14 protein-coding genes are annotated in these 14,162 nt (G+C 71.5%); 11 read left to right on the top strand and 3 right to left on the bottom strand.

Translation table 11 applies throughout. The features are described from left to right. Positions 1-27 precede the first annotated feature (27 nt). Positions 28-1,170 (top strand): glycosyltransferase family 4 protein, encoded by a 1,143-nt coding sequence (locus ACFVJQ_RS02285; RefSeq protein ID WP_385780287.1) that lies wholly within the window; start codon positions 28-30, stop codon positions 1,168-1,170. Positions 1,171-1,315: 145 nt separating this feature from the next. Here ACFVJQ_RS02285 and ACFVJQ_RS02280 read toward each other — a convergent pair whose 3' ends face one another. Further along, a complete protein-coding gene (locus ACFVJQ_RS02280; RefSeq protein WP_385509408.1) occupies positions 1,316-3,112 on the bottom strand; it encodes an AMP-dependent synthetase/ligase in 1,797 nt (598 codons plus the stop codon). Between the two features lie 316 nt (positions 3,113-3,428). Here ACFVJQ_RS02280 and ACFVJQ_RS02275 point away from each other — a divergent pair, with 316 nt between their 5' ends. The 6 genes from ACFVJQ_RS02275 (at position 3,429) to ACFVJQ_RS02250 (ending at position 8,605) form a co-directional block, all read left to right on the top strand. After that, on the top strand, positions 3,429-4,226 hold the full coding sequence (locus ACFVJQ_RS02275) for a metallophosphoesterase (RefSeq protein ID WP_385780284.1): 798 nt from the start codon (positions 3,429-3,431) through the stop codon (positions 4,224-4,226). A 122-nt stretch (positions 4,227-4,348) separates the two neighbouring features. Continuing rightward, positions 4,349-4,789 carry an SRPBCC family protein gene (locus ACFVJQ_RS02270; protein ID WP_385509406.1) on the top strand — a complete coding sequence of 147 codons (441 nt, stop codon included), beginning with the start codon at positions 4,349-4,351 and terminating at the stop codon, positions 4,787-4,789. A gap of 191 nt (positions 4,790-4,980) precedes the next feature. Next, on the top strand, positions 4,981-6,150 hold the full coding sequence (locus tag ACFVJQ_RS02265) for an ArsA family ATPase (RefSeq protein ID WP_385780281.1): 1,170 nt from the start codon (positions 4,981-4,983) through the stop codon (positions 6,148-6,150). A gap of 57 nt (positions 6,151-6,207) precedes the next feature. Beyond that, entirely contained in the window at positions 6,208-6,711 is a 504-nt protein-coding gene (locus ACFVJQ_RS02260) for a DUF5304 domain-containing protein (protein WP_385509404.1), read from the top strand. A gap of 114 nt (positions 6,712-6,825) precedes the next feature. Continuing rightward, a complete protein-coding gene (locus ACFVJQ_RS02255) occupies positions 6,826-7,779 on the top strand; it encodes an ROK family glucokinase (RefSeq protein WP_129797446.1) in 954 nt (317 codons plus the stop codon). Positions 7,780-7,852: 73 nt separating this feature from the next. After that, positions 7,853-8,605: an endonuclease/exonuclease/phosphatase family protein gene (locus ACFVJQ_RS02250; RefSeq protein WP_385509403.1), complete on the top strand. Its 753-nt coding sequence runs from the start codon at positions 7,853-7,855 to the stop codon at positions 8,603-8,605. Here the strand turns inward: ACFVJQ_RS02250 and ACFVJQ_RS02245 are convergent. Together ACFVJQ_RS02245 and ACFVJQ_RS02240 are read right to left on the bottom strand one after the other, a co-directional pair. Further along, on the bottom strand, positions 8,602-9,249 hold the full coding sequence (locus ACFVJQ_RS02245) for a hypothetical protein (RefSeq protein WP_385509402.1): 648 nt from the start codon (positions 9,247-9,249) through the stop codon (positions 8,602-8,604). The two genes, ACFVJQ_RS02250 and ACFVJQ_RS02245, sit on opposite strands and share 4 nt — an antisense overlap. Then, a complete protein-coding gene (locus tag ACFVJQ_RS02240) occupies positions 9,242-10,021 on the bottom strand; it encodes a carboxylesterase (protein WP_224737336.1) in 780 nt (259 codons plus the stop codon). The genes ACFVJQ_RS02245 and ACFVJQ_RS02240 overlap by 8 nt, the downstream gene beginning before the upstream one ends. A gap of 160 nt (positions 10,022-10,181) precedes the next feature. On the opposite strand from ACFVJQ_RS02240, the gene ACFVJQ_RS02235 reads away from it, so the two are divergent. From ACFVJQ_RS02235 to ACFVJQ_RS02220, 4 genes are all read left to right on the top strand, one after another. Further along, complete coding sequence (locus ACFVJQ_RS02235; RefSeq protein WP_385509401.1) at positions 10,182-10,949, top strand: lysophospholipid acyltransferase family protein; 768 nt, start codon at positions 10,182-10,184, stop codon at positions 10,947-10,949. Between the two features lie 45 nt (positions 10,950-10,994). After that, positions 10,995-12,215, top strand: a complete 1,221-nt coding sequence (gene macS, locus ACFVJQ_RS02230; protein WP_385509400.1) for a MacS family sensor histidine kinase — start codon at positions 10,995-10,997, stop codon at positions 12,213-12,215. Next, a complete protein-coding gene (locus ACFVJQ_RS02225) occupies positions 12,208-12,891 on the top strand; it encodes a response regulator transcription factor (RefSeq protein WP_224737339.1) in 684 nt (227 codons plus the stop codon). Before macS ends, ACFVJQ_RS02225 begins: the two co-directional genes overlap by 8 nt. Positions 12,892-13,035: 144 nt before the next feature. After that, positions 13,036-14,064 carry a 6-phosphofructokinase gene (locus tag ACFVJQ_RS02220; protein ID WP_385509399.1) on the top strand — a complete coding sequence of 343 codons (1,029 nt, stop codon included), beginning with the start codon at positions 13,036-13,038 and terminating at the stop codon, positions 14,062-14,064. The last annotated feature ends 98 nt before the right edge of the window (positions 14,065-14,162 follow it).

Genomic DNA, 14,162 nt, shown 5'->3' with positions numbered 1-14,162 from the left:
AGTGTACGTTGGGTAAGGTCGGCGTCGATGCGCAAGACCCTGATCGTGACGAATGACTTCCCGCCCCGGCCGGGCGGTATTCAGGCATTCCTGCACAACATGGCACTCCGGCTCGACCCCGAGCGGCTCGTCGTCTACGCCTCCACCTGGAAGCGCAGCCGGGAGGGCCTCGAGGCGACGGCCGCCTTCGACGCCGAGCAGCCCTTCACCGTCGTGCGCGACCGGACGACCATGCTGCTGCCGACGCCCGCCGCGACCCGCGAGGCCGTCGCGCTGCTACGGGCGCACGGATGTACGTCGGTGTGGTTCGGGGCGGCGGCACCGCTCGGGCTGATGGCACCGGCGCTGCGCAGGGCGGGCGCCGAGCGGCTGGTGGCCACCACCCACGGGCACGAGGCCGGCTGGGCCCAACTGCCCGCCGCGCGGCAACTGCTGCGCCGGATCGGCGAGTCCACGGACACCATCACCTACCTCGGCGAGTACACCCGGTCACGGATCGCCACCGCGCTGACCCCGGACGCCGCCGCCCGCATGGTGCAACTGCCGCCCGGGGTCGACGAGAAGACCTTCCATCCGGACTCCGGCGGCGACCGGGTGCGCGCCCGGCTCGGGCTCACCGACCGGCCGGTGGTCGTGTGCGTCTCCCGGCTCGTGCCGCGCAAGGGCCAGGACACGCTCATCCTCGCCATGCCGCGGATCCTGGCCAAGGAGCCCGACGCGGTCCTGCTGATCGTCGGCGGCGGGCCGTACGAGAAGGAGCTGCGCAAACTCGCGCGGGAGACCCGGGTCGAGGAGTCGGTCGTCTTCACCGGCGCGGTGCCCTGGTCGGAGCTGCCCGCCCACTACGGCGCCGGCGACGTCTTCGCCATGCCGTGCCGCACCCGGCGCGGCGGGCTCGACGTCGAGGGCCTCGGCATCGTCTACCTGGAGGCGTCCGCGACCGGCCTGCCCGTCGTCGCCGGGGACTCCGGCGGCGCGCCCGACGCGGTGCTCGACGGGGAGACCGGCTGGGTCGTACGGGGCGGCTCCGCCGAGGACGCCGCCGACCGGATCGTCACCCTCCTCGGGGACCCGGAACTGCGCCGCAGGATGGGGGAGCGGGGCCGGAGCTGGGTCGAGGAGAAGTGGCGCTGGGATCTGCTTGCAGAGCGGCTCGAGGAGCTGCTCTGAGTAGAGCGGGCTCGGCGAAGTCCGGTGCGGTTCAGCCGCGCCCCAAAGGGGCGCGGGCTGTATCGACATGCGGCTCCGCCGCGCGGGCGCGATCAGTCACGACGCACCCGCAGGTGGCGTACCGGACTTCCAGCGGAGCGCTTTGTTACTTCTGGTAGATGGCCTCGATCTCGGACGCGAAGTCCTTCGCCACCACGTTCCGCTTCAGCTTCAGCGACGGGGTGAGGTGGCCCGACTCCTCGGTGAACTGCGAGGGCAGGATGCGGAACTTGCGTACCGACTCCGCCTTGGACACCGCGGCGTTGCCGTCGTCGACGGCGTCCTGGATCGCGGCCAGCAGGTCGGGGTCGTCCTTCAGCGAGGCCGCGGTGGAACCGGCCGGCTTGCCGTGCTCGGCCACCCAACGGCCCAGGAACTCCTCGTCGATGGTGACCAGCGCACCCACGAACGGCCGCGCGTCGCCGACCACCATGCACTCCGCCACGAGGGCGTGCGCGCGGATCCGGTCCTCGATCACGGCCGGGGCGACGTTCTTGCCGCCCGCGGTGACGAGGATCTCCTTCTTGCGGCCGGTGATCCGGAGGTAGCCGTCCTCGTCGAGGGTGCCGATGTCGCCGGTGTGGAACCAGCCGTCGGCCAGGGCCTCCTCGGTCGCGCCCGGGTTGTTCCAGTACTCCTTGAACAGGTGCTCACCGTGCAGCAGCACCTCCCCGTCGTCCGCGATCCGCACCACCGAACCCGGCAGCGGCTGGCCGACCGTGCCGATCTTCTGCCGGTCCCAGGGGTTGAAGGCGGTGGCGGCACAGGACTCGGTCAGGCCGTAGCCCTCCAGAACCGTGAAGCCGATTCCGCGGAAGAAGTGGCCGAGGCGCTCGCCCAGCGGGGCGCCGCCGGAGATGGCGTACTCGCCGCGACCGCCCAGCACCGCGCGCAGCTTGCTGTAGACGAGCTTGTCGAAGGCCTTGTGCTTGATCTTCAGGCCGAGCGACGGGCCGGACGGGGTGTCCAGCGCCTTGCTGTACGCGATCGCGGTGTCCGCCGCCTTGTCGAAGATCTTGCCCTTGCCGTCCGCCTGCGCCTTGGCGCGCGCGGAGTTGTAGACCTTCTCGAAGACGCGCGGCACGCCCAGGATCAGCGTCGGCCGGAACGCGGCCAGTTCGTCGGTGAGGTTCTTGATGTCCGGGACGCAGCCCAGCTTGATCGGCGCCATCATCGGCGCGACCTGGACCAGCCGGCCGAACACATGCGCCAGCGGCAGGAACAGCAGCACGCTGCACTCGCCGGTACGGAACAGCGGCCGCAGCCGCTCGACGATGTTGCCGCACTCGGCGAAGAAGCTGCGGTGGGTGAGCACACAGCCCTTGGGGCGGCCGGTGGTACCGGAGGTGTAGACGATCGTCGCCGGGTCGTCGGCCTTCGCCAGCGAGCTGCGCTCCTCGACCGTGTCGTCGCTCAGGTCCCTGCCCAGGCGGCCCAGCTCCTCGACACCGCCGGCCTCGATCTGCCAGACGTGCTTGAGGGCGGGCAGCCGGTCGCGCACCGACTCGACGGCGGCCGCATGCCCGTCCAGCTCCACGAGGCAGGCCGTCGCACCCGAGTCGCCGAGGATCCAGGCCACCTGCTCCGGCGAACTGGTCTCGTACACCGGCACGGTGACCGCGCCCGCGCTCCAGATCGCGAAGTCGAGGAGCGTCCACTCGTAACGCGTCCGGGACATCAGGCCGACCCGGTCGCCCGGCTGGACGCCGGCGGCGATGAGCCCCTTGGCAGCGGCTCGTACCTCGGCGAGGAAGGCGGTGGCCGTCACGTCCTGCCAGCTGCCGCCGACCTTGCGGGCGATCACGGCGACGTCGGGATGCTGCGCGGCGTTTCTGCGGACGATGTCGGTCAGGTTGCCGTCCGAGGGGACCTCGTACAAAGCCGGAAGGCTGAACTCGCGCAAGACTGCTGCTCCTCATAGGGCGCCGGCGCCACGACGTTGTGTGATGCGACGGTCCGGTCCAAGGCTCGGGCAGGTGCTCAGGGATCCGGCATGAGCCGTAGGGGCCCACTTGTTGAAAACCTGAGCACGACTGGACTGCCCGGACGTTACCCGCCGGTATGGCGTCTACGACAGGGGGGTCCGGCGAGATGTTCGCTGCGTCACACTGATTGGTATTCCTGCGCGCACAGTAGTCCACGGATTTCCCCACTGGCGAGTAATCGCAGGTCCGGCCGTCACTGTTCACGCATGTCCCACACGCCTACCCTTGATCGCCATGGCACCCACACCAGCCGGTAACCGCAGGACGCGCATCCACGTGGTCAGCGATGTACACGGCAACGCGCGTGACCTGGCACAGGCCGGGGACGGCGCGGACGCGCTCGTCTGCCTCGGGGACCTGGTCCTCTTCCTCGACTACGCCGACCACTCGCGCGGCATCTTCCCCGACCTGTTCGGCGTCGAGAACGCGGACCGCATCGTCGCCCTGCGCACCGCCCGCCGCTACGAGGAGGCACGTGAGTTCGGTGCCCGGCTCTGGGCCGGGGTCGGGGAGGACCGGGCGGCGGTGATCGAACAGGCGGTGCGCAAGCAGTACGCCGAACTGTTCGCCGCGTTCCCCACACCGACGTACGCCACCTACGGCAATGTCGACATGCCGCCACTGTGGCGGGAGTACGCCGGTTCCGGTACGACCGTGCTCGACGGGGAGCGGGTGGAGATCGGGGGCTGGGTCTTCGGCTTCGTCGGCGGCGGGCTGCGCACACCGATGCGGACGCCGTACGAGATCAGCGACGAGGAGTACGCGGCGAAGATCGAGGCGGTGGGCGAGGTCGACGTGCTGTGCACGCACATCCCGCCGGAGGTGCCGGAGCTGGTCTACGACACGGTGGCGCGGCGCTTCGAGCGGGGGAGCCGGGCGTTGCTCGACGCCATCCGCCGTACCCGGCCCCGCTATTCACTCTTCGGCCATGTGCACCAGCCGCTCGTCCGGCGGATGCGGATCGGGGCGACCGAGTGCGTGAACGTGGGGCACTTCGCCGGGACGGGGCGGCCGTGGGCGCTGGAATGGTGAGTCCGCCTCCGGTATGCCCAGGTAGGGGTGACGTCGGGCCGGTCGGCGCGCGGTAGCCTTCACGCTGCACACACGTGCGCACGACCACCTCTTGCCGGACCGCATCTGGAGGAGCCACGGCGATGGCGGAACACACCAGCTCGAGCATCGAGATCGAGGCGTCCCCGGCCGACGTCATGGCGGTGATCGCCGACTTCGCCCGCTACCCGGACTGGACCGGTGAGGTGAAGGAGGCCGCGGTCCTCGAGACCGACGCCGAGGGACGCGCCGAGCAGGTCCGCCTCGTCATGGACGCCGGCGCGATCAAGGACGACCAGGTGCTGGCGTACACCTGGACCGGCGACCACGAGGTCTCCTGGACGCTGGTGAAGTCCCAGATGCTGCGGTCGCTGGACGGCTCGTACCTCCTGAAGCCGGCGGGCACGGGCGCCACCGAGGTGACCTACCAGCTCACCGTCGACGTCAAGATCCCCATGCTGGGCATGATCAAGCGCAAGGCCGAGAAGGTCATCATCGACCGGGCATTGGCGGGCCTGAAGAAGCGCGTGGAGTCGGGAGAGTAGCTTCCGCGTCAAGCCGCGGGCATTCGTGCCTCCCCCAGTGCCTTAAGGGCCTGGGGGACCCCCCATGGGCGGCACGGGTGGGCGCGGGCGGCACCCCGTCAGCGCCGGGCTGCGCGACCCACCTCCCGAGCAACCACGCCGGGCGACAGGGCAACGCGGTTGAACCCGAACGTCCGTTACGGTTCAGCCCCATGCGCACCATCCTGATCACCGGCCCAGGCGGCACCGGCCGTACCACCGTCGCCGCAGCCACCGCGCTCGCCGCCGCCCGCGAGGGCACCCGCACCCTCGTCCTGGGCACCGACCGCACCGACACCCTCGGCGCGGCTCTGGGCGCGGCGACCGGCCCGGCCCCGGTCGAGATCGCCCCGCACCTCACCGCCTGGCGCCCCGACCCGGCCGCCGGCTTCCGGGACGACCTCGCCGCCCTCCAGGACCGCGCCTCCGCCGCCCTCGACCTCCTCGGCGCCCCCCGCCTCGACCCGGAGGAGCTCACCCCGCTGCCCGGCGCCGAGGAGATCGCCGTACTCCGCGCCCTGCGCGACGCCGCCCTCGCCGAGCGCCACGACCTCCTCGTCGTGGACCTGCCGCCCCTCCCGCACGCCCTCGACCTGCTCGCCCTCCCGGAGGAGCTCCGCCGCTACCTGCGCCGTCTGCTCCCGCCCGAACGCCAGGCGGCCCGCGCCCTGCGCCCCGTCCTCGGCCGGCTCGCCGGCGTCCCCATGCCGGCGGAGTGGCTGTACGAGACGGCCGCCCGCTGGGACGTCGAACTCGCCGCCGTGGAGGCGGTCCTCGCCGACCGGGACACGACCGTACGTCTGGTCGCCGAACCCTCCCCGGCCGGCGCCGACGCCGTCCACACCGCCGCCCTCGGCCTCGCCCTGCGCGGCCTGCGCCCGGACCGGCTGATCGCCAACCGGGTGTTCCCGGAAGAGAGAGGGGACGGCTGGCTCGCCGGTCCGCTCGCCCAGCAGCGCAAGGTCATCGACGAGTGGCAGACGACGTACGACGTCCGCACCGTCGCCCACCTGGGCCGCGACCCGCGCGGCCCCGACGATCTGCTGGCGCTCGCCGTACCGGAGGCCGGGCCGGCCGACGCCAGGGTCGACTGGCCCGTCGTCGACCGGCTCGCCCCGGACGGCGTGCTGGTCTGGCACGTCCCGCTCCCCGGAGCCGTACGTGAGGAACTCGACCTCGTCCGGCGCGGCGACGAACTCGTCGTCACCGCCGGACAGTTCCGCCGGGTCCTCCCCCTGCCGTCCGCCCTGCGCCGCTGCACCGTCGACGGCGCGGCCCTGCGCGACGACGAGCTGCACATCCGCTTCGCACCGGACCCCGGGCTGTGGCCTGCGGCACGGTGAAGCCGCTACCGCCGTTCGGGTAACGTCGTAGGGACAAGCCGTAGTCAGGAGTCCGCCATGAGCGAAGAGCGCCCCCCGTCCGACGCCGCTCAGGAGCAGGCGGCCGACGAGGTGCCGCCGGTCACCGACGACGACGCCTGGGCGACCGCGTGTGCCGAGGATCTCGCAGCGGAGAAGGCCCGCATCCGCGCCCAGTACGGCCCGCCCGCGGGTTCGGGCTCGGCCGCCGAGGAACTGCGCCGGCTCGTCGACACCGTCGCGGACAAGCTGTCCGGCCTGCAGTCCCCGCTGCTCGGGGCGGTCGCCGGGCCCGCCGCCCAGCAGGTGCTGCAGCAGGTCGTCCAGCAGGCGAAGGCCGCCGTCGAGCCCGTCATCGAACGCAACCCGGACGTCTTCGACCACCTGGCAGCGGCCGGCAACGAGCTGCTCGCCGCCTACCGCTCCGCGGTCGAGGCACAGGAGCGCCGCTGGACCGGCCGCATGGACGAGCTGGACGAGACCGACGACCGTGACGACCGGGGCGAGGGCACCGGCCCCGGCCAACGCATCGACTTGGACTGACGGCCACTGCCCCGGTCGTCACCGGGCCCGCCCTCCGGGCGGACGGCGGGCACCCGACGACAGGGCCTCGGGTACGGTTGGCCATAGCGGGGCTCGACCGAAACTGAGGGATTCATGGGACTCACCATCGGCGTCGACATCGGCGGCACGAAGATTGCGGCCGGCGTGGTCGACGAGGAAGGCAACATCCTCTCGACCTTCAAGGTGCCGACCCCCACCACGCCCGAGGCCATCGTGGACGCCATCGCCTCGGCGGTGGAGGGCGCACGCGCGGGGCACGAGATCGTCGGCGTGGGCATCGGTGCCGCCGGATACGTCAACCGCCAGCGCTCGACGGTCTACTTCGCGCCCAACATCGACTGGCGCCAGGAGCCGTTGAAGGAGAAGGTCGAGGCGCGCGTCGACCTGCCCGTCGTCGTGGAGAACGACGCCAACGCCGCCGCATGGGGCGAGTACAAGTTCGGTGCGGGCAAGGGCCACCGCAACGTCATCTGCATCACGCTCGGCACCGGCCTCGGCGGCGGCATCATCATCGGCAACAAGCTGCGCCGCGGGCACTACGGCGTGGCCGCCGAGTTCGGCCACATCCGGATGGTGCCGGACGGCCTGCTGTGCGGCTGCGGCTCGCAGGGCTGCTGGGAGCAGTACGCCTCCGGGCGCGCGCTCGTCCGGTACGCCAAGCAGCGCGCCAACGCGACCCCCGAGAACGCCGAGGTGCTGCTCTCCCTCGGTGACGGCACCCCCGAGGGCATCGAGGGCAAGCACATCTCCATGGCCGCCCGCCAGGGCGACCCGGTCGCCGTCGACTCCTACCGCGAGCTCGCCCGCTGGGCCGGCGCCGGTCTCGCCGACCTGGCCTCCCTCTTCGACCCGTCCGCCTTCATCGTCGGCGGCGGCCTGTCGGAGGAGGGCGAGCTGGTCCTCGACCCCATCCGCAAGTCGTACAAGCGCTGGCTGGTCGGCGGCAACTGGCGCCCGGTCGCCGATGTGATCGCCGCGCAGCTCGGCAACAAGGCCGGCCTAGTCGGCGCCGCGGACCTGGCCCGCGAGCCCGACCCGATCATGTGACGCCGCAGTCCGGTACGACCGTGCCCGCCGAGCCCCGCCCGGGGACGGCGGGCTCCGTCGTATCTTGATCGCCATGGCGACAAGTCTGCTGCCCAACTCCGGTACCGGAGCCGACGGTTCGGCCGTGATCCGGGTGCTCAGCTACAACATCCGCTCCATGCGTGACGACACCGACGCGCTCGCCCGGGTGATCAGCGCCTGCGAGCCCGACCTCGTCCTCGTTCAGGAGGCCCCGCGGTTCTTCCGCTGGCGCAAGAAGCTGGCCCGGCTCGCGGCCGCGTCGGGACAGGTGATCCTCTCGGGCGGCGCCCCCGCGGCGGGGCCCGCCCTGCTGTGCTCCCTGCGCGCCACTGTCGAACGCACCGAGGACGTCCTGCTGCCGCTCACCCCCGGCCTGCACCGGCGAGGTTTCGCGACCGCGGTGGTCCGCTTCGGCGGCGCCCGCCTCGGCGTCCTGAGCTGCCATCTCTCGCTGCAGAAGGACGAGCGGTACGAGCAAGGGGGCATGCTCCTGGACCGCCTGGCCGCGCTCGACGCCCCGCACGCGATCGCGGGCGGTGATCTCAACGAGCGGCCGAACGGACGCACGTTCCGGCGGCTCGCCGACGGCCTCCAGGACTGCTGGGCCGCCGCCCCTTGGGGCGGCGAGTACACATCCACCCCCATCGATCCCCATCAGCGCATCGACGCGATCTTCGCGACGAAGGGCATCGAGATCCTCGGCTGCGGGGTGCCCCTGGGGCACCCCGGGGTGACTGAGAGCGACCTGAGGGCGGCCACGGACCACCTTCCGGTCCTGGCCGCCCTCAGAGTGCCCGCAACCTAGACGACCGCGCCCCGACCCGGATCGTCGTCGTCCTCGTCGTCCGTGCGCATCCGCATCACCAGCGTCGCGAAGCCGCCCAGGAAGCCGCCGATGCTGAGTGTGGTCAGCCACCACGTCATGTCCCAGCCGAGCAGCACCGCCAGCAGAAGCAGCACGGGGCCGCCGATCACACCCAGCCACGCGAACTTGGCGGTGGCGTCGGCGGACGGCAGCGGCGGCGGCTCCGGCGGCACGAAGTGGCCCTCGTCGTCCTCACCGAGGTCGTCGTCGGAGGGCTCCTGCAGGCTGTAGTCGCGCGGGCCGCCGCTCACGCCGGGGGCGAAGCTGACGGAGCTGCCGAGCGGCTTGGGCGTCTCCTGCTTGGGCTCCGGCTCGTTCTGGGCCGTGTCGTCCTTGCTGCCCTTGCTGTCGTTGGTCTCGGCCTCCAGCAGCGCCAGGTCCTCGACCGACTTGAACGGCTTGGCGCCCGGCGGGTCCGGCGGCTCGTCCCCGTATCCGGCGACGATCGCCGCCCAGGCGGCCTCCTCGTCGAACGGCACGTTCTGCTCGCCGGGCTCGCGATGCTCCCGGTCCGGCCGGCCGGCGCGGTCCTCCCGCTCCTGCCGCTCGTCACGCTCCTCGCGGTCGGAGTCGTGCTCAGCCACCTGCCGCCGTCCCTTCCTTGCCGACACTGGGTGCGAGCCGGCCGATGAACGCGAGACTCTCCTCGAAGATCCGGTCCGCATCGTGGTCCAACGTCGCCACGTGGTAGCTCTGTTCCAGCAGCAGCTCCGTCACGTCCGTCGACGAGACCCGGCTGAGGATGCGCGCCGAGTCGGCCGGCGGCACCACATGGTCCTGTGGGCTGTGCAGAAGCAGCAGCGGCTGGGTGACCTGCGGCAACTCGCCGTCGACCAGGCGGAAGAAGGTCCGCAGGGAGTGCGCCGCGTGCAGTGGCACCCGGTCGTAGCCGATCTCCTCCACGCCCGGCTTGGCTATGTCGCTGGTGATGCCCTTCGTCGTCCGGACGAGATGCCGGGCCACCGGGAGGGCGTACGCCGACAGGCCGTGCACCTTGTTCCCCGGGTTGACGACCACGACGCCGCTGACCGCGTCCCCGTGCCTGGCGGCGAGCCGCAGGGCCAGGGCGCCGCCCATGGACAGGCCGAACACGAACACCTGCGCGCAGCGCTCGCGCAGGGCACACAGCTCGCGATCCACCTCGGCGTACCAGTCCTGCCAGCCCGTGAGCTGCATGTCCTCCCAGCGTGTGCCGTGCCCGGGAAGCAGCGGCAGGGCGACGGTCAGACCGTGCCCGGCGAGATACTCCGCCCAGGGGCGCAGTGACTGGGGTGAACCGGTGAAGCCGTGGCAGAGCAGGACGCCGACCTCCCCGCCGTCATGGCGGTACGGCTCGGCTCCAGGAAGGACCGGCACCTTCGGTCTCCTGTTCATGAGAGGGGCGAGAACGAGTCCAGGTGTGCATCACCGTACGCGACCGCACTGACACCGACCAGGGCCGTCGGACTCTTCGCCCGGCCGCCGGGTTAAGGTCTGATTTACAGACACAGGAGGCACTCGGTTGTTGTACGGCGCGATGAAGGTTTCCGTCGGGGGTCCGCTGAAGCTCGTCTTCCGGCCCTGGGTGGAGGGCCTGGAGAACGTACCCGCCGAGGGCCCCGCGATCCTTGCGAGCAATCACCTCTCCTTCTCCGACTCGTTCTTCCTGCCCGCGGTTCTCGACCGCAAGGTCACCTTCATCGCGAAGGCCGAGTACTTCACCACCCCCGGCATCAAGGGCCGGCTGACCGCCGCCGTCTTCAAGGGCCTCGGCCAGCTGCCGGTGGACCGCTCCGGGGCCCGCGGCGCGGGCGAGGCGGCGATCAGGAGCGGGATCGAGGTCATCGAGCGCGGTGAGCTGTTCGGCATCTATCCGGAGGGCACCCGCTCGCCGGACGGTCGCCTCTACCGCGGCAAGCCCGGCGGCCTCGCGCGTGTCGCGCTGGCCACCGGCGCGCCCGTCATCCCGGTCGCGATGATCGACACGGAGAAGATCCAGCCGCCCGGGAAGGTCATGCCGAAGCTGATGCGGCCGGGCATCCGCATCGGCAAGCCACTGGACTTCCGCCGCTACCAGGGCATGGAACACGACCGATTCGTCCTCCGCGCGGTGACCGACGAGGTCATGTACGAAATCATGAAGCTCTCCGGCCAGGAGTACGTCGACATGTACGCGACCGCTGCCAAGCGGCAGATCGCGGAGGCGGCCAAGGCGGAGAAGGAAGCGGCCAAGGCGGCCAAGGCCGCGCTCGCGCAGGCCGAGAAGGAACAGGCGCAGAAGGAAAAGGATCAGGCCGACCAGTAGGAACAGGCCTTCCAGTAGGAACGGGCCGAGCCGGGGTGGGGGGACATGGCCAGGCGCGAGCGCGTCATGAGGATGTCGGTCGAGCAGCCGCTGTGGCGTGCGCTCATGGGCTACCGCGTCCTGACGATGGTGTACGCGATCGGGCTCTTCATCAGCGCGTACGACGAGGTCGCCCGCCCTCGGGTGGCCATCGCCTACTTCGCGGTACTGGCCGTCTGGACCCTGGCCACCCTGCCCAGGGTCGCGAGCGCCGCGAGCTGCACCAAGCCCTTCCTCACCGTCGACCTCGCCATCGCCCTGACCGGCATCCTGCTCACCCGGGTCGCCGAGACCCCGGAGCGGATCGACGCCAGTGCGCCGACCCTGCCGTCGATCTGGACCGCGGGTGCCGTGCTGGCGTTCGCGATCAAGGGGGGCTGGCGCTGGGCGGCCTTCGCCTCCACGCTGGTCGCCGCCGCCAACCTGGTCCACCGGTCCGGCGTACCGACCCGCGACACCGTCCACATGGTGCTGCTCGTCTGGATCGCCTCCATCGCCATCGGCTACGTCGTCGAGGTCGCCCGCGCCTCCGAGCGCACCCTCGCCCGCGCCCTGGAGATCGAGGCCGCGACCCGGGAGCGGGAACGGCTGGCCCGGGACATCCATGACAGCGTCCTCCAGGTGCTGGCGATGGTGCAGCGGCGCGGCGCGGTGATCGGCGGTGAGGCGGCCGAGCTGGGCCGGCTGGCCGGCGAGCAGGAGGTGGCGCTGCGCACCCTGGTCTCCGGCGGGCTGGTGCCCGTCTCCCGGGTGTCGGAGGACGCCGCCGAGGGGGCGGTCGTACGCACCGTCGAGGAACCGGAGGACGACGGCCCGGTCGATGTGCGCGCGCTGCTCGCCCCGTACGCCGGCGCCCGGACCAGCCTCGCCGAGCCCGGCGCCCCCGTGCTGCTGCCGCCGGCCGCCGCGCGGGAGCTGGCCGCGGCCGTCGCGGCCGCCCTGGACAACGTCCGCAAGCACGCCGGGGAGGGCGCCCGGGCCTGGATCCTCGTCGAGGACGAACCCGACTCGGTGATCGTGACCGTACGCGACGACGGACCGGGCATCCCCGAGGGACGGCTCGCCCAGGCCGAGGGTGAGGGGCGGCTCGGGGTGGCCCTGTCGATCCGCGGCCGGCTGCGCGACCTGGGCGGCACGGCCGAGCTGATCTCAACCCCTGGACAGGGCACGGAAGTTGAGCTGAAGGTACCGAAGGACACGACGATGGCACGGGGCGGCGATGAGTGAGCAACAAGGCACGATCAAGGTGATGGTGGTCGACGACCACCCCATGTGGCGCGATGCCGTCGCCCGTGACCTGACCGAGTCCGGCTTCGAGGTGGTCGCCACCGCGGGCGACGGCGAACAGGCGGTCCGGCGCGCCAAGGCCGCCGCGCCCGACGTCCTCGTCCTCGACCTCAATCTGCCCGCCAAGCCCGGCGTCCAGGTCTGCAAGGAGCTGGTGGCCCACAACCCCGCCCTGCGGGTCCTGGTCCTGTCCGCGAGCGGCGAGCACGCCGACGTACTGGAGGCCGTGAAGTCCGGCGCCACCGGCTATCTGCTGAAGTCGGCCTCCACCGAGGAGTTGCTGGACGCGGTGCGCCGCACGGCGGTCGGCGACCCGGTCTTCACACCGGGCCTCGCCGGACTGGTCCTCGGTGAGTACCGCCGCCTCGCCTCCGACCCGGCACCCGGTGCGGGACCGGACACCGACGAGCCCAGGGCGCCGCGGCTGACCGAGCGCGAGACCGAGGTGCTGCGCCTGGTTGCCAAGGGCCTGAGCTACAAGCAGATCGCGGAACGACTGGTGATCTCCCACCGCACGGTGCAGAACCACGTCCAGAACACCCTCGGCAAGCTCCAGTTGCACAACCGGGTGGAGCTGGTGCGGTACGCGATAGAGCGCGGGCTCGACGAGGAGTGAGCCGCCTGGGCTCCGGAATGAGCCACGTGGCTCCAACCGCTGGGCCATTCCCCGGAATTGCCCGCACGGACCATGCCGTAGTGACCTGTATCACCATTAGCGTGCTCGCAGGGCATACGACCACCGCGGCGAAGGGACAATTCCATGCGGGTCGGAGTACTGACCGGAGGCGGCGACTGCCCCGGGCTCAACGCCGTCATCCGGGCCATCGTCCGTAAGGGCGTGCAGGAGTACGGCTATGACTTCGTCGGCTTCCGGGACGGCTGGCGCGGGCCGCTCGACGGTGACCTCATGCGCCTCGACATCCCGGCCGTGCGCGGCATCCTGCCCCGCGGCGGCACCATCCTCGGCTCCTCGCGCACAAATCCGTTCCAGCACGAGGGCGGTATCGCCCGGATCAAGGAGAACCTCGCCAAGCAGGAGGTCGACGCGCTCATCACGATCGGCGGCGAGGACACCCTGGGCGTCGCCGCCCGGCTGTCCGACGAGTACGGCGTGCCCTGTGTAGGGGTCCCGAAGACGATAGACAACGACCTGTCCGCCACGGACTACACCTTCGGTTTCAACACGGCGGTCGGCATCGCGACCGAGGCCATCGACCGGCTGCACACCACCGCCGAGTCCCATATGCGTGTCCTGGTCGTCGAGGTGATGGGCCGTCACACCGGCTGGATAGCGATCCACTCGGGACTGGCCGGCGGCGCCAACGTCATCCTCATCCCCGAACAGCGCTTCGACGTCGGCCAGGTGTGCGCCTGGGTGACCTCCCGCTTCAAGGCGTCGTACGCGCCCATCGTGGTCGTCGCGGAAGGGGCCATGCCGAAGGACGGCGACATGGTGCTCAAGGACGAGTCCCTCGACTCCTTCGGGCACGTTCGGCTGTCCGGCGTCGGCGAGTGGCTGGCCAAGGAGATCGAGAAACGCACCGGCAAGGAGGCCCGCACCACGGTCCTCGGGCACGTCCAGCGCGGCGGCACCCCCAGCGCCTTCGACCGCTGGCTCGCCACCCGCTTCGGACTGCACGCCATCGACTGTGTCCGCGACGGCGACTTCGGCACGATGGTCGCCCTGCGCGGCACGGACATCGTCCGCGTCCCGATCGCCGAGGCCACGGCCCGGCTGAAGACGGTCGACCTGAAGCTGTACGACGAGGTCGGGGTGTTCTTCGGCTGAGTTGTGGTGTCCTTCGGCTGACACCCCGTCAACTAGCCACCGTCCGGCCCGCCGTGCGCGACGGTACGGCCCTGCCCGCCCCGGATCCCGCCCCGGGC

Source organism: Streptomyces sp. NPDC127197, from assembly GCF_042672405.1.
In the GTDB taxonomy this organism is placed as follows: Bacteria; Actinomycetota; Actinomycetes; order Streptomycetales; family Streptomycetaceae; genus Streptomyces; species Streptomyces flavusporus.
Note: the sequence above shows the minus strand (reverse complement) of the source record. Positions and strands in the feature narration are given on the sequence as shown.

Excerpts from the sequence above, each read along its gene's own strand:
- ACFVJQ_RS02285 (WP_385780287.1), top strand. The coding sequence starts at position 28 with ATGCGCAAGACCCTGATCGTGACGAATGACTTCCCGCCCCGGCCGGGC.
- ACFVJQ_RS02275 (WP_385780284.1), top strand. The coding sequence starts at position 3,429 with ATGGCACCCACACCAGCCGGTAACCGCAGGACGCGCATCCACGTGGTC.
- ACFVJQ_RS02270 (WP_385509406.1), top strand. The coding sequence starts at position 4,349 with ATGGCGGAACACACCAGCTCGAGCATCGAGATCGAGGCGTCCCCGGCC.
- ACFVJQ_RS02265 (WP_385780281.1), top strand. The coding sequence starts at position 4,981 with ATGCGCACCATCCTGATCACCGGCCCAGGCGGCACCGGCCGTACCACC.
- ACFVJQ_RS02260 (WP_385509404.1), top strand. The coding sequence starts at position 6,208 with ATGAGCGAAGAGCGCCCCCCGTCCGACGCCGCTCAGGAGCAGGCGGCC.
- ACFVJQ_RS02255 (WP_129797446.1), top strand. The coding sequence starts at position 6,826 with ATGGGACTCACCATCGGCGTCGACATCGGCGGCACGAAGATTGCGGCC.
- ACFVJQ_RS02250 (WP_385509403.1), top strand. The coding sequence starts at position 7,853 with ATGGCGACAAGTCTGCTGCCCAACTCCGGTACCGGAGCCGACGGTTCG.
- ACFVJQ_RS02235 (WP_385509401.1), top strand. The coding sequence starts at position 10,182 with ATGAAGGTTTCCGTCGGGGGTCCGCTGAAGCTCGTCTTCCGGCCCTGG.
- macS (WP_385509400.1), top strand. The coding sequence starts at position 10,995 with ATGGCCAGGCGCGAGCGCGTCATGAGGATGTCGGTCGAGCAGCCGCTG.
- ACFVJQ_RS02225 (WP_224737339.1), top strand. The coding sequence starts at position 12,208 with ATGAGTGAGCAACAAGGCACGATCAAGGTGATGGTGGTCGACGACCAC.
- ACFVJQ_RS02220 (WP_385509399.1), top strand. The coding sequence starts at position 13,036 with ATGCGGGTCGGAGTACTGACCGGAGGCGGCGACTGCCCCGGGCTCAAC.